The 20343-nt window shown below is 36.7% G+C and carries 14 protein-coding genes, 6 tRNA genes and 3 rRNA genes; all 23 read left to right on the plus strand.

What is annotated here, in order from left to right:
* Window positions 1-32 precede the first annotated feature (32 nt).
* Window positions 33-1220 (plus strand): UTP--glucose-1-phosphate uridylyltransferase, encoded by a 1188-nt coding sequence (locus MHH94_RS02560; protein ID WP_119469683.1) that lies wholly within the window; start codon window positions 33-35, stop codon window positions 1218-1220.
* A 14-nt stretch (window positions 1221-1234) separates the two neighbouring features.
* Window positions 1235-1933 carry a PAQR family membrane homeostasis protein TrhA gene (trhA, locus tag MHH94_RS02565; protein WP_048540092.1) on the plus strand — a complete coding sequence of 233 codons (699 nt, stop codon included), beginning with the start codon at window positions 1235-1237 and terminating at the stop codon, window positions 1931-1933.
* Window positions 1934-1942: 9 nt separating this feature from the next.
* Window positions 1943-2185: a hypothetical protein gene (locus MHH94_RS02570; protein WP_048540094.1), complete on the plus strand. Its 243-nt coding sequence runs from the start codon at window positions 1943-1945 to the stop codon at window positions 2183-2185.
* A 130-nt stretch (window positions 2186-2315) separates the two neighbouring features.
* Complete coding sequence (locus MHH94_RS02575) at window positions 2316-2717, plus strand: TipAS antibiotic-recognition domain-containing protein (RefSeq protein WP_119469684.1); 402 nt, start codon at window positions 2316-2318, stop codon at window positions 2715-2717.
* A gap of 110 nt (window positions 2718-2827) precedes the next feature.
* Window positions 2828-4417, plus strand: coding sequence for an amidohydrolase (locus MHH94_RS02580; RefSeq protein ID WP_119469685.1), 1590 nt, complete (start codon window positions 2828-2830; stop codon window positions 4415-4417).
* A 3-nt stretch (window positions 4418-4420) separates the two neighbouring features.
* The gene (gene sdrM, locus MHH94_RS02585) at window positions 4421-5761 is read left to right on the plus strand and encodes a multidrug efflux MFS transporter SdrM (RefSeq protein WP_058591252.1); all 1341 of its coding nucleotides are present in this window, start codon (window positions 4421-4423) and stop codon (window positions 5759-5761) included.
* Between the two features lie 32 nt (window positions 5762-5793).
* Complete coding sequence (locus MHH94_RS02590) at window positions 5794-6261, plus strand: SepA family multidrug efflux transporter (RefSeq protein WP_048540101.1); 468 nt, start codon at window positions 5794-5796, stop codon at window positions 6259-6261.
* A gap of 70 nt (window positions 6262-6331) precedes the next feature.
* Window positions 6332-7801 carry an MDR family MFS transporter gene (locus MHH94_RS02595; RefSeq protein WP_048540103.1) on the plus strand — a complete coding sequence of 490 codons (1470 nt, stop codon included), beginning with the start codon at window positions 6332-6334 and terminating at the stop codon, window positions 7799-7801.
* A 129-nt stretch (window positions 7802-7930) separates the two neighbouring features.
* Complete coding sequence (locus MHH94_RS02600) at window positions 7931-8992, plus strand: Mrp/NBP35 family ATP-binding protein (RefSeq protein ID WP_049321026.1); 1062 nt, start codon at window positions 7931-7933, stop codon at window positions 8990-8992.
* 15 nt (window positions 8993-9007) lie between these two features.
* On the plus strand, window positions 9008-9658 hold the full coding sequence (locus MHH94_RS02605) for a KinB-signaling pathway activation protein (protein WP_048540107.1): 651 nt from the start codon (window positions 9008-9010) through the stop codon (window positions 9656-9658).
* Window positions 9659-10073: 415 nt separating this feature from the next.
* Window positions 10074-11626, plus strand: a 16S ribosomal RNA gene (locus MHH94_RS02610).
* A gap of 249 nt (window positions 11627-11875) precedes the next feature.
* A 23S ribosomal RNA gene (locus MHH94_RS02615) occupies window positions 11876-14802 on the plus strand.
* Between the two features lie 199 nt (window positions 14803-15001).
* A 5S ribosomal RNA gene (gene rrf, locus MHH94_RS02620) occupies window positions 15002-15116 on the plus strand.
* Together the 16S, 23S and 5S rRNA genes with 6 tRNA genes alongside form the textbook arrangement of a ribosomal RNA operon.
* Before the next feature lie 19 nt (window positions 15117-15135).
* Window positions 15136-15210, plus strand: a tRNA-Asn gene (locus MHH94_RS02625).
* A 1-nt stretch (window position 15211) separates the two neighbouring features.
* Window positions 15212-15283: transfer RNA gene (locus MHH94_RS02630), tRNA-Glu, on the plus strand.
* Window positions 15284-15291: 8 nt separating this feature from the next.
* A tRNA-Val gene (locus tag MHH94_RS02635) sits at window positions 15292-15367 on the plus strand.
* A gap of 16 nt (window positions 15368-15383) precedes the next feature.
* Window positions 15384-15467 (plus strand) — tRNA-Tyr (locus MHH94_RS02640).
* A 4-nt stretch (window positions 15468-15471) separates the two neighbouring features.
* Window positions 15472-15546: transfer RNA gene (locus MHH94_RS02645), tRNA-Gln, on the plus strand.
* A 4-nt stretch (window positions 15547-15550) separates the two neighbouring features.
* Window positions 15551-15623 (plus strand) — tRNA-Lys (locus MHH94_RS02650).
* Window positions 15624-15809: 186 nt separating this feature from the next.
* Window positions 15810-16715 carry an arginase gene (rocF, locus tag MHH94_RS02655; RefSeq protein WP_058592392.1) on the plus strand — a complete coding sequence of 302 codons (906 nt, stop codon included), beginning with the start codon at window positions 15810-15812 and terminating at the stop codon, window positions 16713-16715.
* 142 nt (window positions 16716-16857) lie between these two features.
* Window positions 16858-17664 (plus strand): diadenylate cyclase CdaA, encoded by an 807-nt coding sequence (gene cdaA / locus MHH94_RS02660; RefSeq protein WP_025907437.1) that lies wholly within the window; start codon window positions 16858-16860, stop codon window positions 17662-17664.
* Entirely contained in the window at window positions 17665-18600 is a 936-nt protein-coding gene (locus MHH94_RS02665) for a CdaR family protein (RefSeq protein WP_058592391.1), read from the plus strand.
* Between the two features lie 21 nt (window positions 18601-18621).
* Window positions 18622-19974: a phosphoglucosamine mutase gene (gene glmM / locus MHH94_RS02670; protein ID WP_058592390.1), complete on the plus strand. Its 1353-nt coding sequence runs from the start codon at window positions 18622-18624 to the stop codon at window positions 19972-19974.
* Window positions 19975-20343: the final 369 nt, after the last annotated feature.

A 20343-nucleotide genomic window follows, 5' to 3' on the forward strand; every position in this document is an offset into this window, starting at 1 on the left:
TAAGAATGAGTCAAATTTTCGGAGGTATTATAATGCTAGATGAAACAAACCTGATAGAACATGGTCAAAATCACATTTTAGAATATACTAAAGTGATGAGCCAAAGTGAGAAAGAACAATTAGAATCTGATATTAATCAATTAGATTTAGATGAAATAGATAAACTATATCAAGATGTATACATAAATAGAAAGACAATAGATGTTGCAGATAATATAGAACAAGTTGAGTTTGAAGTTAAAGATCAACTTTCAGAAGAACAACTGAAATCTTACCGTTCACTTGGGATACAAGCGATTAAAGATGGTAAATTTGCGGTATTATTAATGGCTGGTGGGCAAGGTACAAGATTAGGTCATAAAGGACCAAAGGGTACGTTCTCGTTTAATGACAAAAGTTTATTCGAAAGACAAGCAGAACAATTAAAGCAATTAAAAGAAGAAATTGGTACACCTATTCATTGGTATATTATGACAAGTGACGTAAATCATAAAGATACGCTGTCATTTTTCTTAGAGAATAAATACTTTGATTACGATGAAAATTATATTCACTTCTTCAAGCAAGATCACATTGTATCTTTAACAACAGATGGTCAATTAATTTTAGATACAAATAAAAGAGTGATGCGTACACCTAATGGTAATGGTGGTGTATTCAAATCTCTAGAGAAAACAAAGTTACTTGCTGAAATGAAAGAAAATGGCGTGGAATACTTATTTTTAAACAACATTGATAACGCGCTCGTAAAAGTTCTGGATCCTGAATTTGTTGGATTTACAGTAAAGCATAATAGTGATGTAACAACTAAATCTATTAAAGCACATAGTGGTGAAAAAGTTGGTCGCCTTGTATCAATAGATGGTAAAAAACGTGTATTAGAGTATTCTGAGCTATCTGAAGATGATGTTGATAAATTAGAGAATGCTAATATAGGTATTCATGTATTTAAATTAGATTTCCTTATAGAAGCGGCTTCTAAACCATTGCCGTATCATTTAGCAGTTAAGAAGTTAAAACAATTAGATGAAGACTTCAGCGTTGTAGAAGAAGAGTCATTGAAATTCGAACTGTTTTATTTTGATATTTTCCAATATGCAGACACATTTGCTACACTACAAGTAGATAGAACGAAAGAATTTAGTCCTTTAAAGAATAAAGAAGGACAAGACAGTATTGAAACAGCTCAAAGAGATTTAGAGAACAATCAACTATTATAAAAAGAGGTATATGAATGGAACAAATCAACTATACAAAGTCTCATCCTAGAAAAAATGGGAAAGTTAAAGAAGCTTTCAAAGATATTATGCCACTTTCCTTTGGCGAAGAAGTCGGAAATGCAGTTTCACATGGTGTCCCTGCTTTCTTTCTGTTATTCTTCTTACCATACGCAGCAGTAGAAAGTTATATTAGTGATGGTGCACTTAAATCGACGAGTGTATCTATATATATTATCAGTATTATGCTGATGTTTTTATCATCTGCTGTTTATCACTCAATGTCATCTTCATCACCTCAGAAATACATTATGAGAATTATTGATCATAGTATGATTTATATCGCAATTTGTGGGACTTATACTCCTATTGCATTATCTTTAGTTGGCGGCTGGTTAGGTTGGCTTATTATGGCAGTCCAATGGGGGATTACAATTTGGGGAATTGTATATAAATCAACAGCTAAGAACGTTAATCATAAATTAAGTTTAGCGATGTATTTAATCATGGGTTGGATGGGTGTTCTCATGTTACCATCAGTTATCAATAAGACATCGTTAATATTTATGTTGTTTATTTTATTTGGTGGTCTTAGTTATACAGTAGGTGCTTGGTTCTATGCTCAAAAAGATAAAAAGTACTTCCATATGATTTGGCACTTCTTCATTTTGATTGCTTCAGTATTTCATTTTCTAGCAATTATGTACTTTATGTAGGAGGATAAGATGAACTATCGTTTGTATTATACGGTTCTTACAATTATTATTTTAATTCAAGGCTATTTCTTTTATTACTTTGTATTTAGTGGCGGTAAACAAAATGGTTTACAGTTTATGGGCATTGTTTCACTCATATTCGGTCTAATATTAATATATGCATTTGTATTACTGATTAAACACCAACGTAGAAATAATAAACAAACGTTTAATGAACATCTTAAAAAAGGTGAACAAAGACGATTGAAATAAGAATAGTGAGCGGGATATGTAATCTCTTTAGAATATTGAGATTTCTATCCCGCTCTTTTTGTTATTTTTTTGCAAAACGGGTAAATAGATAATATTAAATGTTATACGATATGAATAGGGGGAAATCATAATGTCAGAAAAAAGAGGTTTTGAAACATTCGATCGTGACAAGCTAAATATTAACGAAGAGATTCAGGGAGAAACAGTTGAAGATAGAAGTGGCCATAAAATTGACCAGACTGATGATCAGTTTCTCGATATGACCAAAGATGAAATTAAAGGTAAAAATCAAATTGAAAAGAAACTAGTAGAAGAACTTGATAATATTGTAGACCAAGGAGCAACATTGGAAAGACAAGAAGAAGTGACTAAGTTACACAGAGAATGGTTAACATATAGTTGGCCAAATTATACAGAAGAGAAACACATAGAAATCATAAATATGTATGATGCAGATGATAGATATAAAGCATATTTTGGTGAAGAAAGAACGGAAGCATTAGTTGCTGCCGTAAAGCATGTCATACAATAAAAATCAACTTTATAAAATTAAAATAGGAGACATCGATTTTATCGGTGTCTTTTTTACTATTAAATATGTAGAATTAGAATAAACTTGAATGTATAAAGGGGCTGAATCGAATGAAAAAGTTATATCAGAACGGAACAATATATACAATGGAAAAACCAGATGATACATATGCAGGTGTAATTGTAGACAATGGTATGATAGAAGCTGTTTTATCACAAAAAGATTTAAACCAACTTCAAACAACGGATTATGAAACAATCGATTTAAAAGGTGGAACGATGTTTCCTGGATTTGTTGAAACACATATTCATGTTATGGGGACTGGTGTTTGGTTATCATCAGTCATTTTAAATGGTGAGACCAATATTGAAAATGTAAAACAAAAAATTAGACAGAAAGCCCAAACATTACAACCAGGTGAATGGTTAGTTGCTGAAGGTTATGATGAAAATTTATTAAATGGCATTAGACTTAATAAATTTGATTTAGATGCGTTATGCAAAAATAATCCGGTTATTGTTAAAAGAGTATGTAGACATGCAGCAATCGTAAATTCAAAAGCATTAGAGATTTTAGATATGACAAATGATGTAGAAAATCCTGACGGTGGTTCATATGAAAAACAAGAAGGTGAACTGACTGGTTGGCTATATGATACAGCTATGGAACCATTTGAAGAATTAGCTTCAAATGAAGATGAACAGTCTCTTACTAAACATTTAAATAACGCGATTACATATTTATATCAATATGGTATAACAGGATCGCATACAGAAGATTTAGGATATTACGAAGATTATAAAGATGTCTTAAATGCTTATAAAACAGTTGTAGGACCAGGTGAAGATCAAAAGCCATTTAGAGTACGATTGTTACGCCACTTTAGTGTTTATGAACAAATGATGGAAGAACAGGCGACTTTTATTGATAAATGGATAGAACCTGATGCTATGAAATTTTATGCAGATGGTGCTTTTGGTGGCAGTACAGCATTGTTGAAAGAACCTTATTCTAATGATCCGACTGGAACAAATTATGGACTTGCGATATTTACTCAAGAAGAACTCGAAGAAAAAGTAAAAATCGCAAGAAAATATAATGGTGCGATAGCAGTTCATATGATTGGTGACAAAGCTTGTGAAATGGTATTGGATGCAATAGAAAAATATCCTGTGCAGAACGGACTCAGAGATAGATTAATTCATATTAGTACGTTAAATGAAGCGTTATTACAACGCGTTGCGAATTTACCAGTGATTTGTGATGTACAACCACAATTTATTACAAGTGATTTTCCATGGGTTCAAGATAAATTAGGCAAAGAGAGAGCTAGATATTTATATCCATTCAAGTCAATGTTAGACTTAGGTATTATAATAGGTGGCGGTTCAGATGCACCGATTGAAACTCCGAATCCGATGCTAGGTATTCATGCGGCAGTTAATAGACAAACGTACGGTGAAGAAGGTGCGTATTTCATAGAAGAAGCACTATCCGTATTTGATGCGTTACGGTTATATACAACGCTTGCGAGTGAGATTGGTCAAACAACTGACCGTACTGGAAAAATTAAAGTAGGATATGAAGCGGATTTCACTGTGTTAGATCAAAATCCATTTAAAGTTAACCGTCAAGATTTAGCACAAATTCAAGCTAAATTAACAATTGTTAACGGAAATATTGTATACGAAAGAGCGTGAATTATGACTAAGAACAAAGGAATTGTGTTGGCTTTAGTACTTATTATGTTTATGAGTGCTATAGAAACATCAATCGTATCTTTAGCGACACCAACAATGCAAAAAGACTTTAATATTGATACGGAAGTTGCATTAATCTTTACAGTATATTTAATAGCGGTTGTGTTTATGACACCAATAGTTGGTGAACTTGTAAAGAGAATTAATATTAAGTTAGTGGTGTTATTAGGGATATCTGTATTTATTATTGGAAGTATATTTTGTGGGTTAAGTGAAATGACACATAGTTTCCCGTTGCTTGTCATTTCTAGAATCATCCAAGGTTTAGGTGCAGGTGTCATGATGACTTTAGGTCAAGTTATACCTAAACTTGCTTTTCCAATTCCGAGAAGATATAAAGTGATGGGTATTGTTGGTAGTGTTTGGGGGATATCTAGTATTGTAGGACCACTGTTAGGTGGCGCAATATTAGAATCTTTAAACTGGAGCTTTCTATTTTATATCAACGTACCTATAGCTTTAGTTTCAATGTGGTTGGTTATTAAGTATTTTAATTTTGAACAAGAGAAAGTAGAGAAAACTAAATTAGATTATAAAGGGTTATTTATATTTTATGGCGTAGTCGCAAGCTTTTTACTAATCGTTGCAGAACATATACCATTTATTGTACGTGTGATTTGCTTCATATTATTAGTTGGATTTGTCGTATTACTCTATAAAGTGGAGACACGTATGCGAAATCCATTTGTACCCGTTGAAGCATTTAATAGAAAAATCATTCTCGTGTTGTTTACAGATATGATTTATTCAACAATGTTAATGGGCTACACTATTTTTATGCCAATCTATTTACAAAATGAACAAGGCTTTACACCATTACAAAGTGGTTTAATCATTTTTCCAATGTCGGTAGGTTGGTTGTTTATCACGTTTGTACTTGGCAGATTAGATCAACTTAAATTGAAACTTATTTATATGTTAGCTTTCCTGGCAATGTTTGTTGGTAGCTTTGCTATTTTAACAGGCGTTGAATGGATTGTAATCATTCCATTTGCTGTTTTTGTAATGGGAGTATCTTTTGGTACAGTATATACAAAAGATGTTGTCGTTGTTCAAGAAGAAGCGCCACATCACCAACTAGGTTCTATGATGTCGATTTATACATTATTTAAGACGATTGGTAGTACAACAGGATCTTTAATCGTTTCTTCAATATATGTATTGAATATTTCATTTTTAAGTTATGGTGTTCAAAATATTATGTTGTATATTATGTTAGTAGTCATTATATTGACAATTATTTGGGCAACTATATTTAAAGAAAAGAGAAGAAAAAGTTTTTAAAGGTAAAACATATTTAGAGGGAGTCACAATGTATGAAAAGAAAAAATAAGCGTTTTGATATTTTTCATTTATTGTCCATATTGATTATAATAAGTATTTTCACATTGTCTGGTGCAATTTTTATTGTACTACTTTCTTTTGGTATGTTTGGATTAAGCAGAATTTTAATTTATTATGGCTTAGCGGAATTCAATTACAATAAAAGTATGATAGATAATTTGTTCTATTATGGTAGTTATATATTGTTTGGGTACTTTACACTTGTCGCTATAGAATTTTTATTAGATAGATTTAAAAATAGACTGAATGATAATCCGTATTTCAAGGGCATGACTTTTCATTTATTAACGATAACTGTTAGCACAATTATGTTTTATTTCACAGTACATATATATTATTCACAAATTAAAATTGAGTTTTGGGTGATATTAGTCATTATCACTGTTCTATATATATGTACTGAAATTTTCTATCCAGATAGCAAAAATTTAAACCGATGAAACATTTATTTTGATTTCCGAAATAAAATAGTGCATAATAGCAAAGGTATATTTGGAAGGAGTTGAAACCATGAATGTTCAGGACATTTCAAAAGGTAAAAGAAATTTAGTAGTAGCTGTTATGTTAGTAAGTGCCTTTGTGGCGATTTTAAACCAAACCTTATTAAATACAGCAATACCTGAAATCATGGTACATTTAAAAATCGATGCCAACCAAGGTCAATGGTTAATGACAGGATTTATGTTAGTCAACGGTGTTATGATACCGGCTACAGCATTTTTAATGGATAAATTTAATACAAGACCACTTTATTTAATGGCGATGTTATCATTTACAATCGGTACGTTAGTTGCCGCTTTATCGCCTAACTTCGGAATATTAATGTTAGCAAGAGTACTTCAAGCAATGGGTGCAGGTGTTATGATGCCTCTTATGCAATTTGTACTCTTTAATTTATTCCCTAAAGAGAAACGTGGTTTTGCGATGGGTATGGCAGGTCTCGTTATCTCATTCGCCCCAGCATTAGGTCCAACATTGTCTGGTTATCTCGTTGATAACTTTAGTTGGAGAAGTCCATTCTACACAATCATTCCATTCGCGGTTGTAGCATTAGCTTTTGGTGCGAAATACTTAACGAATATTTCTAAACCAAAAGATGTTCACTTAGATGTACCATCTATTATTCTATCTACAGTAGGCTTTGGATCTTTATTATATGGATTCAGTAGCGCAGGATCTCTAGGATTCACATCACCAATTGTTATCGTTACATTAATTGTTGGTATTGTAACGTTAGTAATCTTTGTATTTAGACAGTTAAAATTAGAAACCCCATTATTGAATATAAGAGTATTCAAGTATAAAACATTTGCACTAACAACAATCATTGGTGTGTTCTCAATGGTATCTTTAATAGGACCATCTTTATTAATGCCGATGTATATGCAAGATGCAAGAGGTTATTCAGCATTAATCTCTGGTTTACTATTGTTGCCAGGTGCAATCATTACAGGTGTTATGTCACTTGTGACAGGTCGTTTATTCGATAAATATGGTGCGAAATGGTTGGCAATCATAGGTTTTACAATCATTACAGTGACAACGTTCATGCTTGCATTTCTAAATGATAGTACGTCATTATTGTATTTAATAGTTGTTTATTCAATTAGAATGTTTGGTGTTTCTATGATTATGATGCCTGTTAATACTGCAGGATTAAATGCAATTCCAAACGAAGTGTTATCTCATGGTACAGCGATGATGAATACACTAAGAACAATCGCTGGTTCAATTGGTACAGGTATATTAGTAACAATTATGTCAATTGGTGCTAAGAATTTTGAACCTTCAAAAACACAATTAGAACATGCCAATGCTGGTAATACTGCGAAGATATTACAATCTGAAGCAATGATTCACGGTATCAATATTGCTTTCTTAGTATTGACTGTTATTGTATTTTTCGGAGTTGTCTTATCTATATTTATTAAATCAGAAAATAAACATCGCAACACAAGAATACCTAATCATTCAAAATAAGTAGATTTAAAGGCTGAGATTATGATCTCAGCCTTTTTTTGAACAATAAACTACCTGTATGTTTAAATTTTTTGTTACACTTAATATAATGATAAGTAGATAATTATTTTAGAAGGGGAGTCGTAGATTTTGTTATCAGTAGAACAGGTTAAAGAACTTGTGGGAGCGTTACATGATCCGATTGTAGATGTACCACTTAAAGAAACAGGCGGCATAGTTGAAGTTAGCATTAAAGAAGAAAAAGAACATGTGAGCGTTAAAGTTGCCATAGCTAAACTAGGTGGGCAACCACAACTTGATTTACAAATGGAAATTGTAGATCTCTTAAAAGAGAATGGTGCGAAAACTGTTGGGATAAGATTTGACGAATTATCTGATGATGCATTAGAAAAATTCAAAGGTGTAATGGAAGAACAAACTATAGAAGGATTATTATCTAAAGATAATCCAGTAGAATTTATTGCGATTGCTTCAGGTAAGGGCGGTGTTGGTAAATCAACAGTAGCTGTTAACTTAGCTGTATCTCTTGCAAGAGAAGGTAAGAAAGTAGGACTTGTTGATGCTGATATTTATGGATTTAGTGTTCCAGATATGATGGGCATACAAGAAAAGCCAGAAGTCGAGGGCGAACAAATTATTCCTGTTGAGCGTGAAGGAGTTAAAGTTATTTCTATGGCATTTTTCGTCGAAGAAAATGCGCCTGTCATTTGGAGAGGTCCAATGCTAGGAAAAATGATCACAAGTTTCTTTACAGAAGTTAAATGGGGAGAATTAGATTACTTAATACTTGATCTACCACCAGGTACTGGTGATGTAGCTTTAGATGTACATACAATGTTACCTTCAAGCAAAGAAATTATTGTAACGACACCTCATCCTACTGCAGCATTTGTTGCGGCAAGAGCTGGTGCAATGGCTAAACATACAGAACATTCTATTTTAGGTGTAATCGAAAATATGTCTTACTTCCAAAGTAAAGAAACAGGAAATAAAGAATATGTATTCGGTAAAGGCGGCGGTGCAAAATTAGCACAAGAACTTCAAACGACGTTATTAGGTGAACTTCCATTAAGCCAACCTGAGTGGGATGAAAATAACTTTTCACCTTCAATCTATAAAGAACATGAAGATTTAGGTAAAGTTTATAGTCAAATTGCTAAGAATATCATTAATATAACAGAGGAAGATTAGTGCGGAGGTAAGCAAGTGACTTTAAAATATTTAATTCAATTTTACAGAAATACACTTTTAATAGGTGTAGTTGTGACATATATTGCGTCACTTATCTTTGGATATGATAAAGTAACGAAATATTTATTTGCTGGAGAAATAGGTGAGTTTATAGCAGCTTCAATATGGTTCTTAGTTGTAGGACTACTTGTAGCAACTATAAGTCAGCTTGCATATTTCATCTATTTATTCATTAATCAATTAGGCATAGGTATCTTTGGAAAGATATGGCCACATGTACAAATCGTTGTAACTGTATTTGCTATATTTGATTTAGTGTATTTTAGATTTTTAAGATTTGGTGGAACAGATCAAATCATATCATTTATATGGCTACCAATAGTTGTTGTTATTTTTGCAATCATCACAAGTAATATAAAAAACAAACAATCTAAAAAGAATTTATGGATTCCATCTATGTTTTTTATGGTTGTTATGACAACTGTAGAACTTATACCATTTTTAAGAGTGGAAGATACAAGTTGGATTTATCTTACAATCTTTGGATTATTATTATGTAATGCTTATCAATTAATTACATTACCTAAATATAATGCGTTGTCTCTTGAAGAGAGAAAAGCAAAGAAATCAAAGTTAAATAATGACAGTAAATCATTGAAGAAATGATAAAAAGCACAAGATTAAATTCTATTTACACCTTAATCTTGTGCTTTTTAATTTTTTGTTAAAAAAGATGCTAAATAGTGTTGACTTTTAAAACCTCGCTTGATATTATATAAAAGTCGCTGAAAACGACAGCACAACAACGAAAAAAGTTATCAAAACTTTTTCTTGAAAGTGTAAAATTGACTCTTGTTAATACGAAATAAATGTTATATATTTATAAACGTGTTAAAAATAAGTTAACAAAATTAGTTGAAAACAAACATTGTTTTTAGTACAATATTGTTTAGACGCAAATTAGATGAACATTGAAAACTGAATGACAATATGTCAACGTTAATTCCAATAATTGAGTACTGAAAGTACTTCAGAGTGATTGGCTTAACCAATCAAAAATGAGCTTATCAAGCTTACTTCTTTTATGGAGAGTTTGATCCTGGCTCAGGATGAACGCTGGCGGCGTGCCTAATACATGCAAGTCGAGCGAACAGATGAGAAGCTTGCTTCTCTGATGTTAGCGGCGGACGGGTGAGTAACACGTGGGTAACCTACCTATAAGACTGGGATAACTCCGGGAAACCGGGGCTAATACCGGATAATATTTTGAACCGCATGGTTCAATAGTGAAAGACGGTTTCGGCTGTCACTTATAGATGGACCCGCGCCGTATTAGCTAGTTGGTAAGGTAATGGCTTACCAAGGCGACGATACGTAGCCGACCTGAGAGGGTGATCGGCCACACTGGAACTGAGACACGGTCCAGACTCCTACGGGAGGCAGCAGTAGGGAATCTTCCGCAATGGGCGAAAGCCTGACGGAGCAACGCCGCGTGAGTGATGAAGGTCTTCGGATCGTAAAACTCTGTTGTTAGGGAAGAACAAATTTGTTAGTAACTGAACAAGTCTTGACGGTACCTAACCAGAAAGCCACGGCTAACTACGTGCCAGCAGCCGCGGTAATACGTAGGTGGCAAGCGTTATCCGGAATTATTGGGCGTAAAGCGCGCGTAGGCGGTTTCTTAAGTCTGATGTGAAAGCCCACGGCTCAACCGTGGAGGGTCATTGGAAACTGGGAAACTTGAGTGCAGAAGAGGAGAGTGGAATTCCATGTGTAGCGGTGAAATGCGCAGAGATATGGAGGAACACCAGTGGCGAAGGCGGCTCTCTGGTCTGTAACTGACGCTGATGTGCGAAAGCGTGGGGATCAAACAGGATTAGATACCCTGGTAGTCCACGCCGTAAACGATGAGTGCTAAGTGTTAGGGGGTTTCCGCCCCTTAGTGCTGCAGCTAACGCATTAAGCACTCCGCCTGGGGAGTACGACCGCAAGGTTGAAACTCAAAGGAATTGACGGGGACCCGCACAAGCGGTGGAGCATGTGGTTTAATTCGAAGCAACGCGAAGAACCTTACCAAATCTTGACATCCTTTGACCGCTCTAGAGATAGAGTCTTCCCCTTCGGGGGACAAAGTGACAGGTGGTGCATGGTTGTCGTCAGCTCGTGTCGTGAGATGTTGGGTTAAGTCCCGCAACGAGCGCAACCCTTAAGCTTAGTTGCCATCATTAAGTTGGGCACTCTAGGTTGACTGCCGGTGACAAACCGGAGGAAGGTGGGGATGACGTCAAATCATCATGCCCCTTATGATTTGGGCTACACACGTGCTACAATGGATAATACAAAGGGCAGCGAATCCGCGAGGCCAAGCAAATCCCATAAAATTATTCTCAGTTCGGATTGTAGTCTGCAACTCGACTACATGAAGCTGGAATCGCTAGTAATCGTAGATCAGCATGCTACGGTGAATACGTTCCCGGGTCTTGTACACACCGCCCGTCACACCACGAGAGTTTGTAACACCCGAAGCCGGTGGAGTAACCTTTTAGGAGCTAGCCGTCGAAGGTGGGACAAATGATTGGGGTGAAGTCGTAACAAGGTAGCCGTATCGGAAGGTGCGGCTGGATCACCTCCTTTCTAAGGATATTACGGAATGACCATTAGGTCATGGAATAACGGAGACATATTGTATTCAGTTTTGAATGTTTATAACATTCAACATTGCACATTGAAAACTAGATAAGTAAGCAATAGATTTTACCAAGCAAAAAACCGAGTGAATTTCTAACGAAATTCAACAAGCTTAATAATCGCGCGTCGTCTTTATAGACGACATCACAGATTAATAACAGTTATTTTCTTAAACGTTATGTATAAGGAAATATAGATTAAGTTATTAAGGGCGCACGGTGGATGCCTTGGCACTAGAAGCCGAAGAAGGACGTTACTAACGACGATATGCTTTGGGGAGCTGTAAGTACGCTTTGATCCAGAGATTTCCGAATGGGGAAACCCAGCATGAGTTATGTCATGTTATCCGCATATGAATACATAGTATGTGAGAAGGCACACCCGGAGAACTGAAACATCTTAGTACCCGGAGGAAGAGAAAGAAAACTCGATTCCCTGAGTAGCGGCGAGCGAAACGGGAAGAGCCCAAACCAATAGGCTTGCCTATTGGGGTTGTAGGACACTCAATACGGAGTTACAAAGGAAATGATTAGACGAATGGTTTTGGAAAAGCCAACCATAGAAGGTAAAGGTCCTGTAGTCGAAAGTCATTTCTCTCCTGAGTGAATCCTGAGTACGGCGGAACACGTGAAATTCCGTCGGAATCTGGGAGGACCATCTCCCAAGGCTAAATACTCTCTAGTGACCGATAGTGAACCAGTACCGTGAGGGAAAGGTGAAAAGCACCCCGGAAGGGGAGTGAAATAGAACCTGAAACCGTGTGCTTACAAATAGTCAGAGCCCGTTAATGGGTGATGGCGTGCCTTTTGTAGAATGAACCGGCGAGTTACGATTTGATGCAAGGTTAAGCAGTAAATGTGGAGCCGTAGCGAAAGCGAGTCTGAATAGGGCGAATGAGTATCTGGTCGTAGACCCGAAACCAAGTGATCTACCCATGTCCAGGTTGAAGTTCAGGTAACACTGAATGGAGGACCGAACCGACTTACGTTGAAAAGTGAGCGGATGAGGTGTGGGTAGCGGAGAAATTCCAATCGAACTTGGAGATAGCTGGTTCTCTCCGAAATAGCTTTAGGGCTAGCCTCAAGTGATGATTATTGGAGGTAGAGCACTGTTTGGACGAGGGGCCCCTCTCGGGTTACCGAATTCAGACAAACTCCGAATGCCAAATAATTTAACTTGGGAGTCAGACTATGGGTGATAAGGTCCGTAGTCGAAAGGGAAACAGCCCAGACCACCAGCTAAGGTCCCAAAATATATGTTAAGTGGAAAAGGATGTGGCGTTGCCCAGACAACTAGGATGTTGGCTTAGAAGCAGCCATCATTTAAAGAGTGCGTAATAGCTCACTAGTCGAGTGACACTGCGCCGAAAATGTACCGGGGCTAAACATATTACCGAAGCTGTGGATTATCCGTAAGGATAATGGTAGGAGAGCGTTCTAAACGTGTCGAAGCATGATCGTAAGGACATGTGGAATGTTTAGAAGTGAGAATGCCGGTGTGAGTAGCGAAAGATGGGTGAGAATCCCATCCACCGATTGACTAAGGTTTCCAGAGGAAGGCTCGTCCGCTCTGGGTTAGTCGGGACCTAAGCCGAGGCCGATAGGCGTAGGCGATGGATAACAGGTAGATATTCCTGTACCACCTATGATTGTTTGAACGATGGGGGGACGCAGTAGGATAGGCGAAGCGTGCTGTTGGAGTGCACGTCCAAGCAATAAGACTGAGTGTTAGGCAAATCCGGCACTCGTAAGGTTGAGTTGTGATGGGGAGTTGGATCATGTATCCGACGAGTCGTTGATTTCACACTGCCAAGAAAAGCCTCTAGTTAGAAAATAGGTGCCCGTACCGCAAACCGACACAGGTAGTCAAGATGAGAATTCTAAGGTGAGCGAGCGAACTCTCGTTAAGGAACTCGGCAAAATGACCCCGTAACTTCGGGAGAAGGGGTGCTTTTTAGGGTGCAAGCCTTGAAGAGCCGCAGTGAATAGGCCCAAGCGACTGTTTATCAAAAACACAGGTCTCTGCTAAACCGTAAGGTGATGTATAGGGGCTGACGCCTGCCCGGTGCTGGAAGGTTAAGAGGAGTGGTTAGCTTCTGCGAAGCTACGAATCGAAGCCCCAGTAAACGGCGGCCGTAACTATAACGGTCCTAAGGTAGCGAAATTCCTTGTCGGGTAAGTTCCGACCCGCACGAAAGGCGTAACGATTTGGGCACTGTCTCAACGAGAGACTCGGTGAAATCATAGTACCTGTGAAGATGCAGGTTACCCGCGACAGGACGGAAAGACCCCGTGGAGCTTTACTGTAGCCTGATATTGAAATTTGGCACAGCTTGTACAGGATAGGTAGGAGCCTTTGAAACGTGAGCGCTAGCTTACGTGGAGGCGCTGGTGGGATACTACCCTGGCTGTGTTGACTTTCTAACCCGCACCATTTGATCATGGTGGGAGACAGTGTCAGGCGGGCAGTTTGACTGGGGCGGTCGCCTCCTAAAGAGTAACGGAGGCGCTCAAAGGTTCCCTCAGAATGGTTGGAAATCATTCGCAGAGTGTAAAGGCACAAGGGAGCTTGACTGCGAGACCTACAAGTCGAGCAGGGTCGAAAGACGGACTTAGTGATCCGGTGGTTCCGCATGGAAGGGCCATCGCTCAACGGATAAAAGCTACCCCGGGGATAACAGGCTTATCTCCCCCAAGAGTTCACATCGACGGGGAGGTTTGGCACCTCGATGTCGGCTCATCGCATCCTGGGGCTGTAGTCGGTCCCAAGGGTTGGGCTGTTCGCCCATTAAAGCGGTACGCGAGCTGGGTTCAGAACGTCGTGAGACAGTTCGGTCCCTATCCGTCGTGGGCGTAGGAAATTTGAGAGGAGCTGTCCTTAGTACGAGAGGACCGGGATGGACATACCTCTGGTGTACCAGTTGTCGCGCCAGCGGCATAGCTGGGTAGCTATGTATGGACGGGATAAGTGCTGAAAGCATCTAAGCATGAAGCCCCCCTCAAGATGAGATTTCCCAACTTCGGTTATAAGATCCCTCAAAGATGATGAGGTTAATAGGTTCGGGGTGTAAGCGCAGTAATGTGTGTAGCTGACGAATACTAATCGATCGAAGACTTAATCAAATTTTAAATCGGTTTTAGCCGTAAAATTTGCTTACTATCTAGTTTTGAATGTGTAATACATTTCAATTTGTATTGCGTAGAGAAAACGCTTATAGACAACGAATCACAATGGATGACAAATGAGTTTACTTTCGTAAATGAATGAGGAAGACAGCAGTGATGAGGAATTATGTAAACGATTGACTCAAGCAATAATTTGTCTGGTGACGATAGCAAAGAGGTCACACCTGTTCCCATGCCGAACACAGAAGTTAAGCTCTTTAGCGCCGATGGTAGTTGGGCTTACGTTCCGCGAGAGTAGGACGTTGCCGGGCAAATATTTAATTTTATTATTCCACAGTAGCTCAGTGGTAGAGCTATCGGCTGTTAACCGATCGGTCGTAGGTTCGAGTCCTACCTGTGGAGCCATGGCCCCTTGGTCAAGCGGTTAAGACACCGCCCTTTCACGGCGGTAACACGGGTTCGAATCCCGTAGGGGTCATTATTTATGGAGAATTAGCTCAGCTGGGAGAGCATCTGCCTTACAAGCAGAGGGTCGGCGGTTCGAACCCGTCATTCTCCACCATTTAATTTCATAAGCTGGAGGGGTAGCGAAGTGGCTAAACGCGGCGGACTGTAAATCCGCTCCTTCGGGTTCGGCAGTTCGAATCTGCCCCCCTCCACCATCTTTGGGCTATAGCCAAGCGGTAAGGCAACGGACTTTGACTCCGTCACTCGCTGGTTCGAATCCAGCTAGCCCAGCCATTAAGAGCCATTAGCTCAGTTGGTAGAGCATCTGACTTTTAATCAGAGGGTCAGAGGTTCGAATCCTCTATGGCTCATATGTAAGAGACATTAGTTTAACTAATGTCTCTTTTTTATTGAAGAAAAATATGCATAAAATGATGTATATACGTATAAATATTTGGAATATATTAATATTATCCATAAAACCTTATATATCTTGATGTAAGTGCTTACATATACTAGAATATAATAGTAATGCAAATTAAGGGGGATTTGAAATTATGAAAAAGAACATTGAAATAATCGGTGCGCCAACTGCTTTTGGTCAAAGGAAATTAGGTGTTAATTTCGGGCCAGATGCATTGAGATATGCTGGTTTGATTGAGAGAATAGAAAATATAGGTCACAATGTCATAGATAAAGGTAATGTTGAATCACCTACTATAGATATGAAAAAATATAAAAGCGAACAAGAAGGTTTAAGAAATTTAGATGAAGTGATTTCATTTTCAAATAACTTATATGAATCCGTAAATGAAACAATGAATAATGGTAACTTTCCTTTAATTTTAGGTGGAGATCATTCATTATCAATTGGATCAATAGCTGGTATCAGTAAACATTATAGTAATCTTGGGGTTATTTGGTATGATGCACATGGAGATTTAAATACATTAGATTCTTCACCGAGTGGGAACATTCATGGAATGCCATTAAGAGTCTTATTAGGTGAAGGTAATGATGAATTAATGAATATCGGTGGTTATAAGAATAAAGTAAAACCTGAAAATATCGTTCTAATTGGTATGAGAGATTTAGATGATGGTGAGAAGGAATATATTAAAAAATCAGGCATACGTACATATACAATGGCAGATATAGATAAACTTGGCATGAATCAAGTTATATCTGAAACGATAGATTACTTAAAAGATAAAACGGATGGTGTACATCTTTCATTGGATGTTGATGCATTAGATCCAGTCGAAACGCCTGGTACGGGCACAACAGTACCGGGAGGCGCAACATATAGAGAAAGTCATTTAGCTATGGAGTTACTTCATGAGTCAAACTTAATTGTATCTGCTGATCTAGTTGAAGTAAATCCTCTTATCGATGAATATAATAAAACGGCTCATCAAGCAATTGGATTAATGGGATCATTCTTTGGAGAGAAATTATTATAATTGACAATCACGGATAAAATATACTTTAATGAAGAAGTCTCTTTTATAGAGGCTTTTTTTGTTTTATATATAATTAAATTAACAATATATCTCAAAAATTGTTATAATAAGCACTAGGTAAATGAAACACGGAGGAGATACTATGCAGTTACCTGACATTTTTGGTGAATTAAGTGCCTTAAAAGTTATAACAGGTATACTTGATTTAATTATTGTATGGTATGTATTGTACTTAATTATAACTGTCGTTAAAGGTACAAAAGCGATACAACTATTAAAAGGTATATTTTTCATCATAATTGGTAGAACAGTAAGTAATTTTTTGAATTTGACGACTACTACGCTTTTATTTGATTTTGTATTGCAATGGGGATTTTTAGCAATCATTGTAATATTCCAACCAGAGTTTAGAAGAGCGTTGGAACAATTAGGGCGAGGAAGTCTATTTAAACGAGTAAATGTAGCGACATCAGCAGAACAAGAAAGGTTAACTGATAGTGTTGATAAAGCTGTTCAGTATATGGCCAAAAGAAGAATAGGTGCATTAATTGTATTTGAGAAAGAAACAGGACTTCAAGACTACATAGAAACTGGTATACCTATTAATGCTGATATTTCTCAAGAATTACTCACAAATATTTTTATTCCAAATACACCATTACATGATGGTGCGATGATCATACGGGAACAAAAAATTGCTACAGCAGCAAGTTATTTGCCGTTATCTGACAGTCAAAAAATTTCTAAAAGTTTAGGGACGCGTCATAGAGCAGCTGTAGGAATTTCAGAAGTATCAGATGCATTTACAGTTGTAGTATCAGAAGAAACAGGTTCAATATCTGTAACAATTGATGGTCGGTTAAGAAAAGAAATATCAAGTGAAGCCTTTAGAGAGTTACTAGTTGAGCATTGGTTTGGTTCTGTTCAAAACAGAAAGGATGTGAAGTAGATGCTAGAATCTAAATGGGGTTTACGTTTTGTAGCTTTAATTTTAGCGCTACTCATGTTCTTATCTGTGAATAATGTGTTCGGTAGCTTGTTTTCAGAAAATGCTTTGAAAAGTTCAGATCATGTAATAGAAGATGTTCCGGTAGATACAATCTATAATACAAAAGAATTATATTTATCTGGCGCACCTAAAACAGTAGATGTAAAAGTTTCTGGTCCACAATCAACAATATTACAGGCTGAAAAATTATTGAATTTTAAAGTAGAATTGGATTTGAAAAATAAATCAGTAGGACAATATAAAGAAAACTTTAAAATCAAAGGACTAAGTGATGAACTTAAAGCGACAGTTGTGCCTAAAAGCGCAAATGTAACGTTACAAGACAAAGTTTCTAAAAAATATCCAATTGAAGCAGAGATTAACCAAAACAGAATTGCTTCTGGATATGAGCTAGTAGGAGAAACTGTTAATCCATCACAAGTAACAATTACAGGTGGACAAGAAGAACTTAATAAAATTGCTTATGTTAAAGCTACTTTAGATGAAACGAAGCAATTAACAGATGATACGACCGAAAAAGCGGGTATCAGTGTGCTTGATAGCAATTTAAATAAACTTGACGTTCAGATTAGACCAGATACTGTTAACGTAAATATTAAAGTTGCAAGATCTAGTAAAACTGTGACATTAAATCCTGTTACAAAAGGTAGTGCATCTAAAAATATAAATATTGATGATATTACTTTAGATAAAAACGAAGTTAAAATATATGGTTCGAGAAACGTGATTGATGGTATAGGATCAATAGATGTACCTGTCGATATTTCTAATGTTGACGGTGATACAACTAAGAAAATAAATCTTAGCTTGCCTGATGGTGTGGACGAAGCAGAATTTAAAAATGTTGAAGCAAAAATAGAAACTTCTAAAAACTAATGGAATTAAAGGAGAATTATAATGGGCAAATATTTTGGTACAGATGGTGTTAGAGGTGTAGCTAATTCAGAGTTAACACCAGAAATCGCATTTAGATTAGGTAGATTTGGTGGTTATGTATTATCGAAGAAACATGGTAGTGAAAATCCTAAAGTATTAGTAGGTAGAGATACACGTGTTTCTGGGGAAATGTTAGAAGCAGCTCTAATCGCAGGTCTTTCATCAATTGGTGCAGAAGTCATGAGATTAGGCGTTATTTCAACACCAGGTGTAGCTTATTTAACGAGAGAAGTGGATGCAGATTTAGGTGTTATGATCAGTGCGTCACACAATCCAGTAGCTGACAATGGTATTAAATTCTTTGGTCCAGATGGTTTCAAATTAACGGATGATGAAGAATTAGAAATTGAAAACTTATTAGATTCTACAGAAGACAATTTACCAAGACCAACAGGTAACCAATTAAATCATATTTCGGATTACTTTGAAGGTGCACAAAAATATATAAGCTATATTAAATCAACTGTTGATGGAGATTTAGATGGATTGAAAATTGTCCTAGATGGTGCACATGGTGCTACTTATTCTCTTGCGCCATATTTATTCGGTGATTTAGAAGCAACTAGCGAAACAATTGGTTGTAAGCCAGATGGTTATAATATTAACTTAAATGTTGGTTCTACACACCCTGAAGAATTAGCAAAAGCTGTTATTGAACATGGTGCAGATCTTGGTTTAGCTTTTGATGGTGATGGGGATAGAATCATTGCTGTAGATGATAAAGGACAAATCGTTGACGGTGACCAAATCATGTATGTGTTAGCTGAAGATATGGCACAAAATGGTGAATTAAAAGATAACATGGTCGTTTCAACAGTGATGAGTAATTTAGGTTTCTATAAAGCACTAGAAGAAAAAGGCATTAAATCTAACAAAACTAAAGTTGGAGATAGATATGTTGTAGAAGAAATGCGACGCGGTTCTTACAGCCTAGGTGGAGAGCAATCAGGTCATATCGTTATGATGGATTATAATACAACTGGTGATGGTTTACTGACGGGTGCGCATCTTGCAAGTATCGTTAAAAGATCAGGTAAAAGTTTAAGTGACTTAACAAGCAAAATGAAAAAATATCCACAAAAATTAGTAAACGTAAGAGTTTCTGATAAATATGGTGTTGAAGAAAATGCTAAAGTTTCTGAAATCATGACTAAAGTTGAAGTTGAAATGAATGGCGAAGGTCGCATATTAGTAAGACCATCAGGTACTGAACCACTTGTTCGTGTAATGGTTGAAGCTAAAACAGAAGAAGATGCTGAAAGATTTGTTAACAGTATTGCAGAAGTAGTAGAACAAGAAATGGGAATTGAATAAATATATTATTAATCTGAGACAACTTTTGTATGTCTCAGATTTTTTGTTTTATTTATTACAACTGTTATTATTATATTTTTATGAGAAAATTGCACTAAATATAGTATTATAATTGCACAACTTACAATTTCATTGTAGAATGAAGAGAGCTTGCTTAAGGAGGATTGTGAGGTTTATCGAAATAAGGAAACTTATAGCGCCTGAACAAAGAGTATACACGATTGAAGAGGCACGTATAATCAGATACATGCTGAATGAGTGTTATGAACTTTGTTGACGAGGAGGATAGTTATCGAATTATCGGCGGATGCTATCCCGGATGTGGCCCATTCGAAGTTCAATGTTTAAAGCATATAGGTGACTGTATGT

It is taken from the genome of Mammaliicoccus sp. FSL K6-3158, from assembly GCF_038005105.1.
GTDB lineage: Bacteria > Bacillota > Bacilli > Staphylococcales > Staphylococcaceae > Mammaliicoccus > Mammaliicoccus sciuri.

What these genes read in the sequence shown, in the direction of transcription:
- MHH94_RS02560 (WP_119469683.1), top strand. Translation starts at nt 33, where the DNA reads ATGCTAGATGAAACAAACCTGATAGAACATGGTCAAAATCACATTTTA.
- trhA (WP_048540092.1), top strand. Translation starts at nt 1,235, where the DNA reads ATGGAACAAATCAACTATACAAAGTCTCATCCTAGAAAAAATGGGAAA.
- MHH94_RS02570 (WP_048540094.1), top strand. Translation starts at nt 1,943, where the DNA reads ATGAACTATCGTTTGTATTATACGGTTCTTACAATTATTATTTTAATT.
- MHH94_RS02575 (WP_119469684.1), top strand. Translation starts at nt 2,316, where the DNA reads ATGTCAGAAAAAAGAGGTTTTGAAACATTCGATCGTGACAAGCTAAAT.
- MHH94_RS02580 (WP_119469685.1), top strand. Translation starts at nt 2,828, where the DNA reads ATGAAAAAGTTATATCAGAACGGAACAATATATACAATGGAAAAACCA.
- sdrM (WP_058591252.1), top strand. Translation starts at nt 4,421, where the DNA reads ATGACTAAGAACAAAGGAATTGTGTTGGCTTTAGTACTTATTATGTTT.
- MHH94_RS02590 (WP_048540101.1), top strand. Translation starts at nt 5,794, where the DNA reads ATGAAAAGAAAAAATAAGCGTTTTGATATTTTTCATTTATTGTCCATA.
- MHH94_RS02595 (WP_048540103.1), top strand. Translation starts at nt 6,332, where the DNA reads ATGAATGTTCAGGACATTTCAAAAGGTAAAAGAAATTTAGTAGTAGCT.
- rocF (WP_058592392.1), top strand. Translation starts at nt 15,810, where the DNA reads ATGAAAAAGAACATTGAAATAATCGGTGCGCCAACTGCTTTTGGTCAA.
- cdaA (WP_025907437.1), top strand. Translation starts at nt 16,858, where the DNA reads ATGCAGTTACCTGACATTTTTGGTGAATTAAGTGCCTTAAAAGTTATA.
- MHH94_RS02665 (WP_058592391.1), top strand. Translation starts at nt 17,665, where the DNA reads ATGCTAGAATCTAAATGGGGTTTACGTTTTGTAGCTTTAATTTTAGCG.
- glmM (WP_058592390.1), top strand. Translation starts at nt 18,622, where the DNA reads ATGGGCAAATATTTTGGTACAGATGGTGTTAGAGGTGTAGCTAATTCA.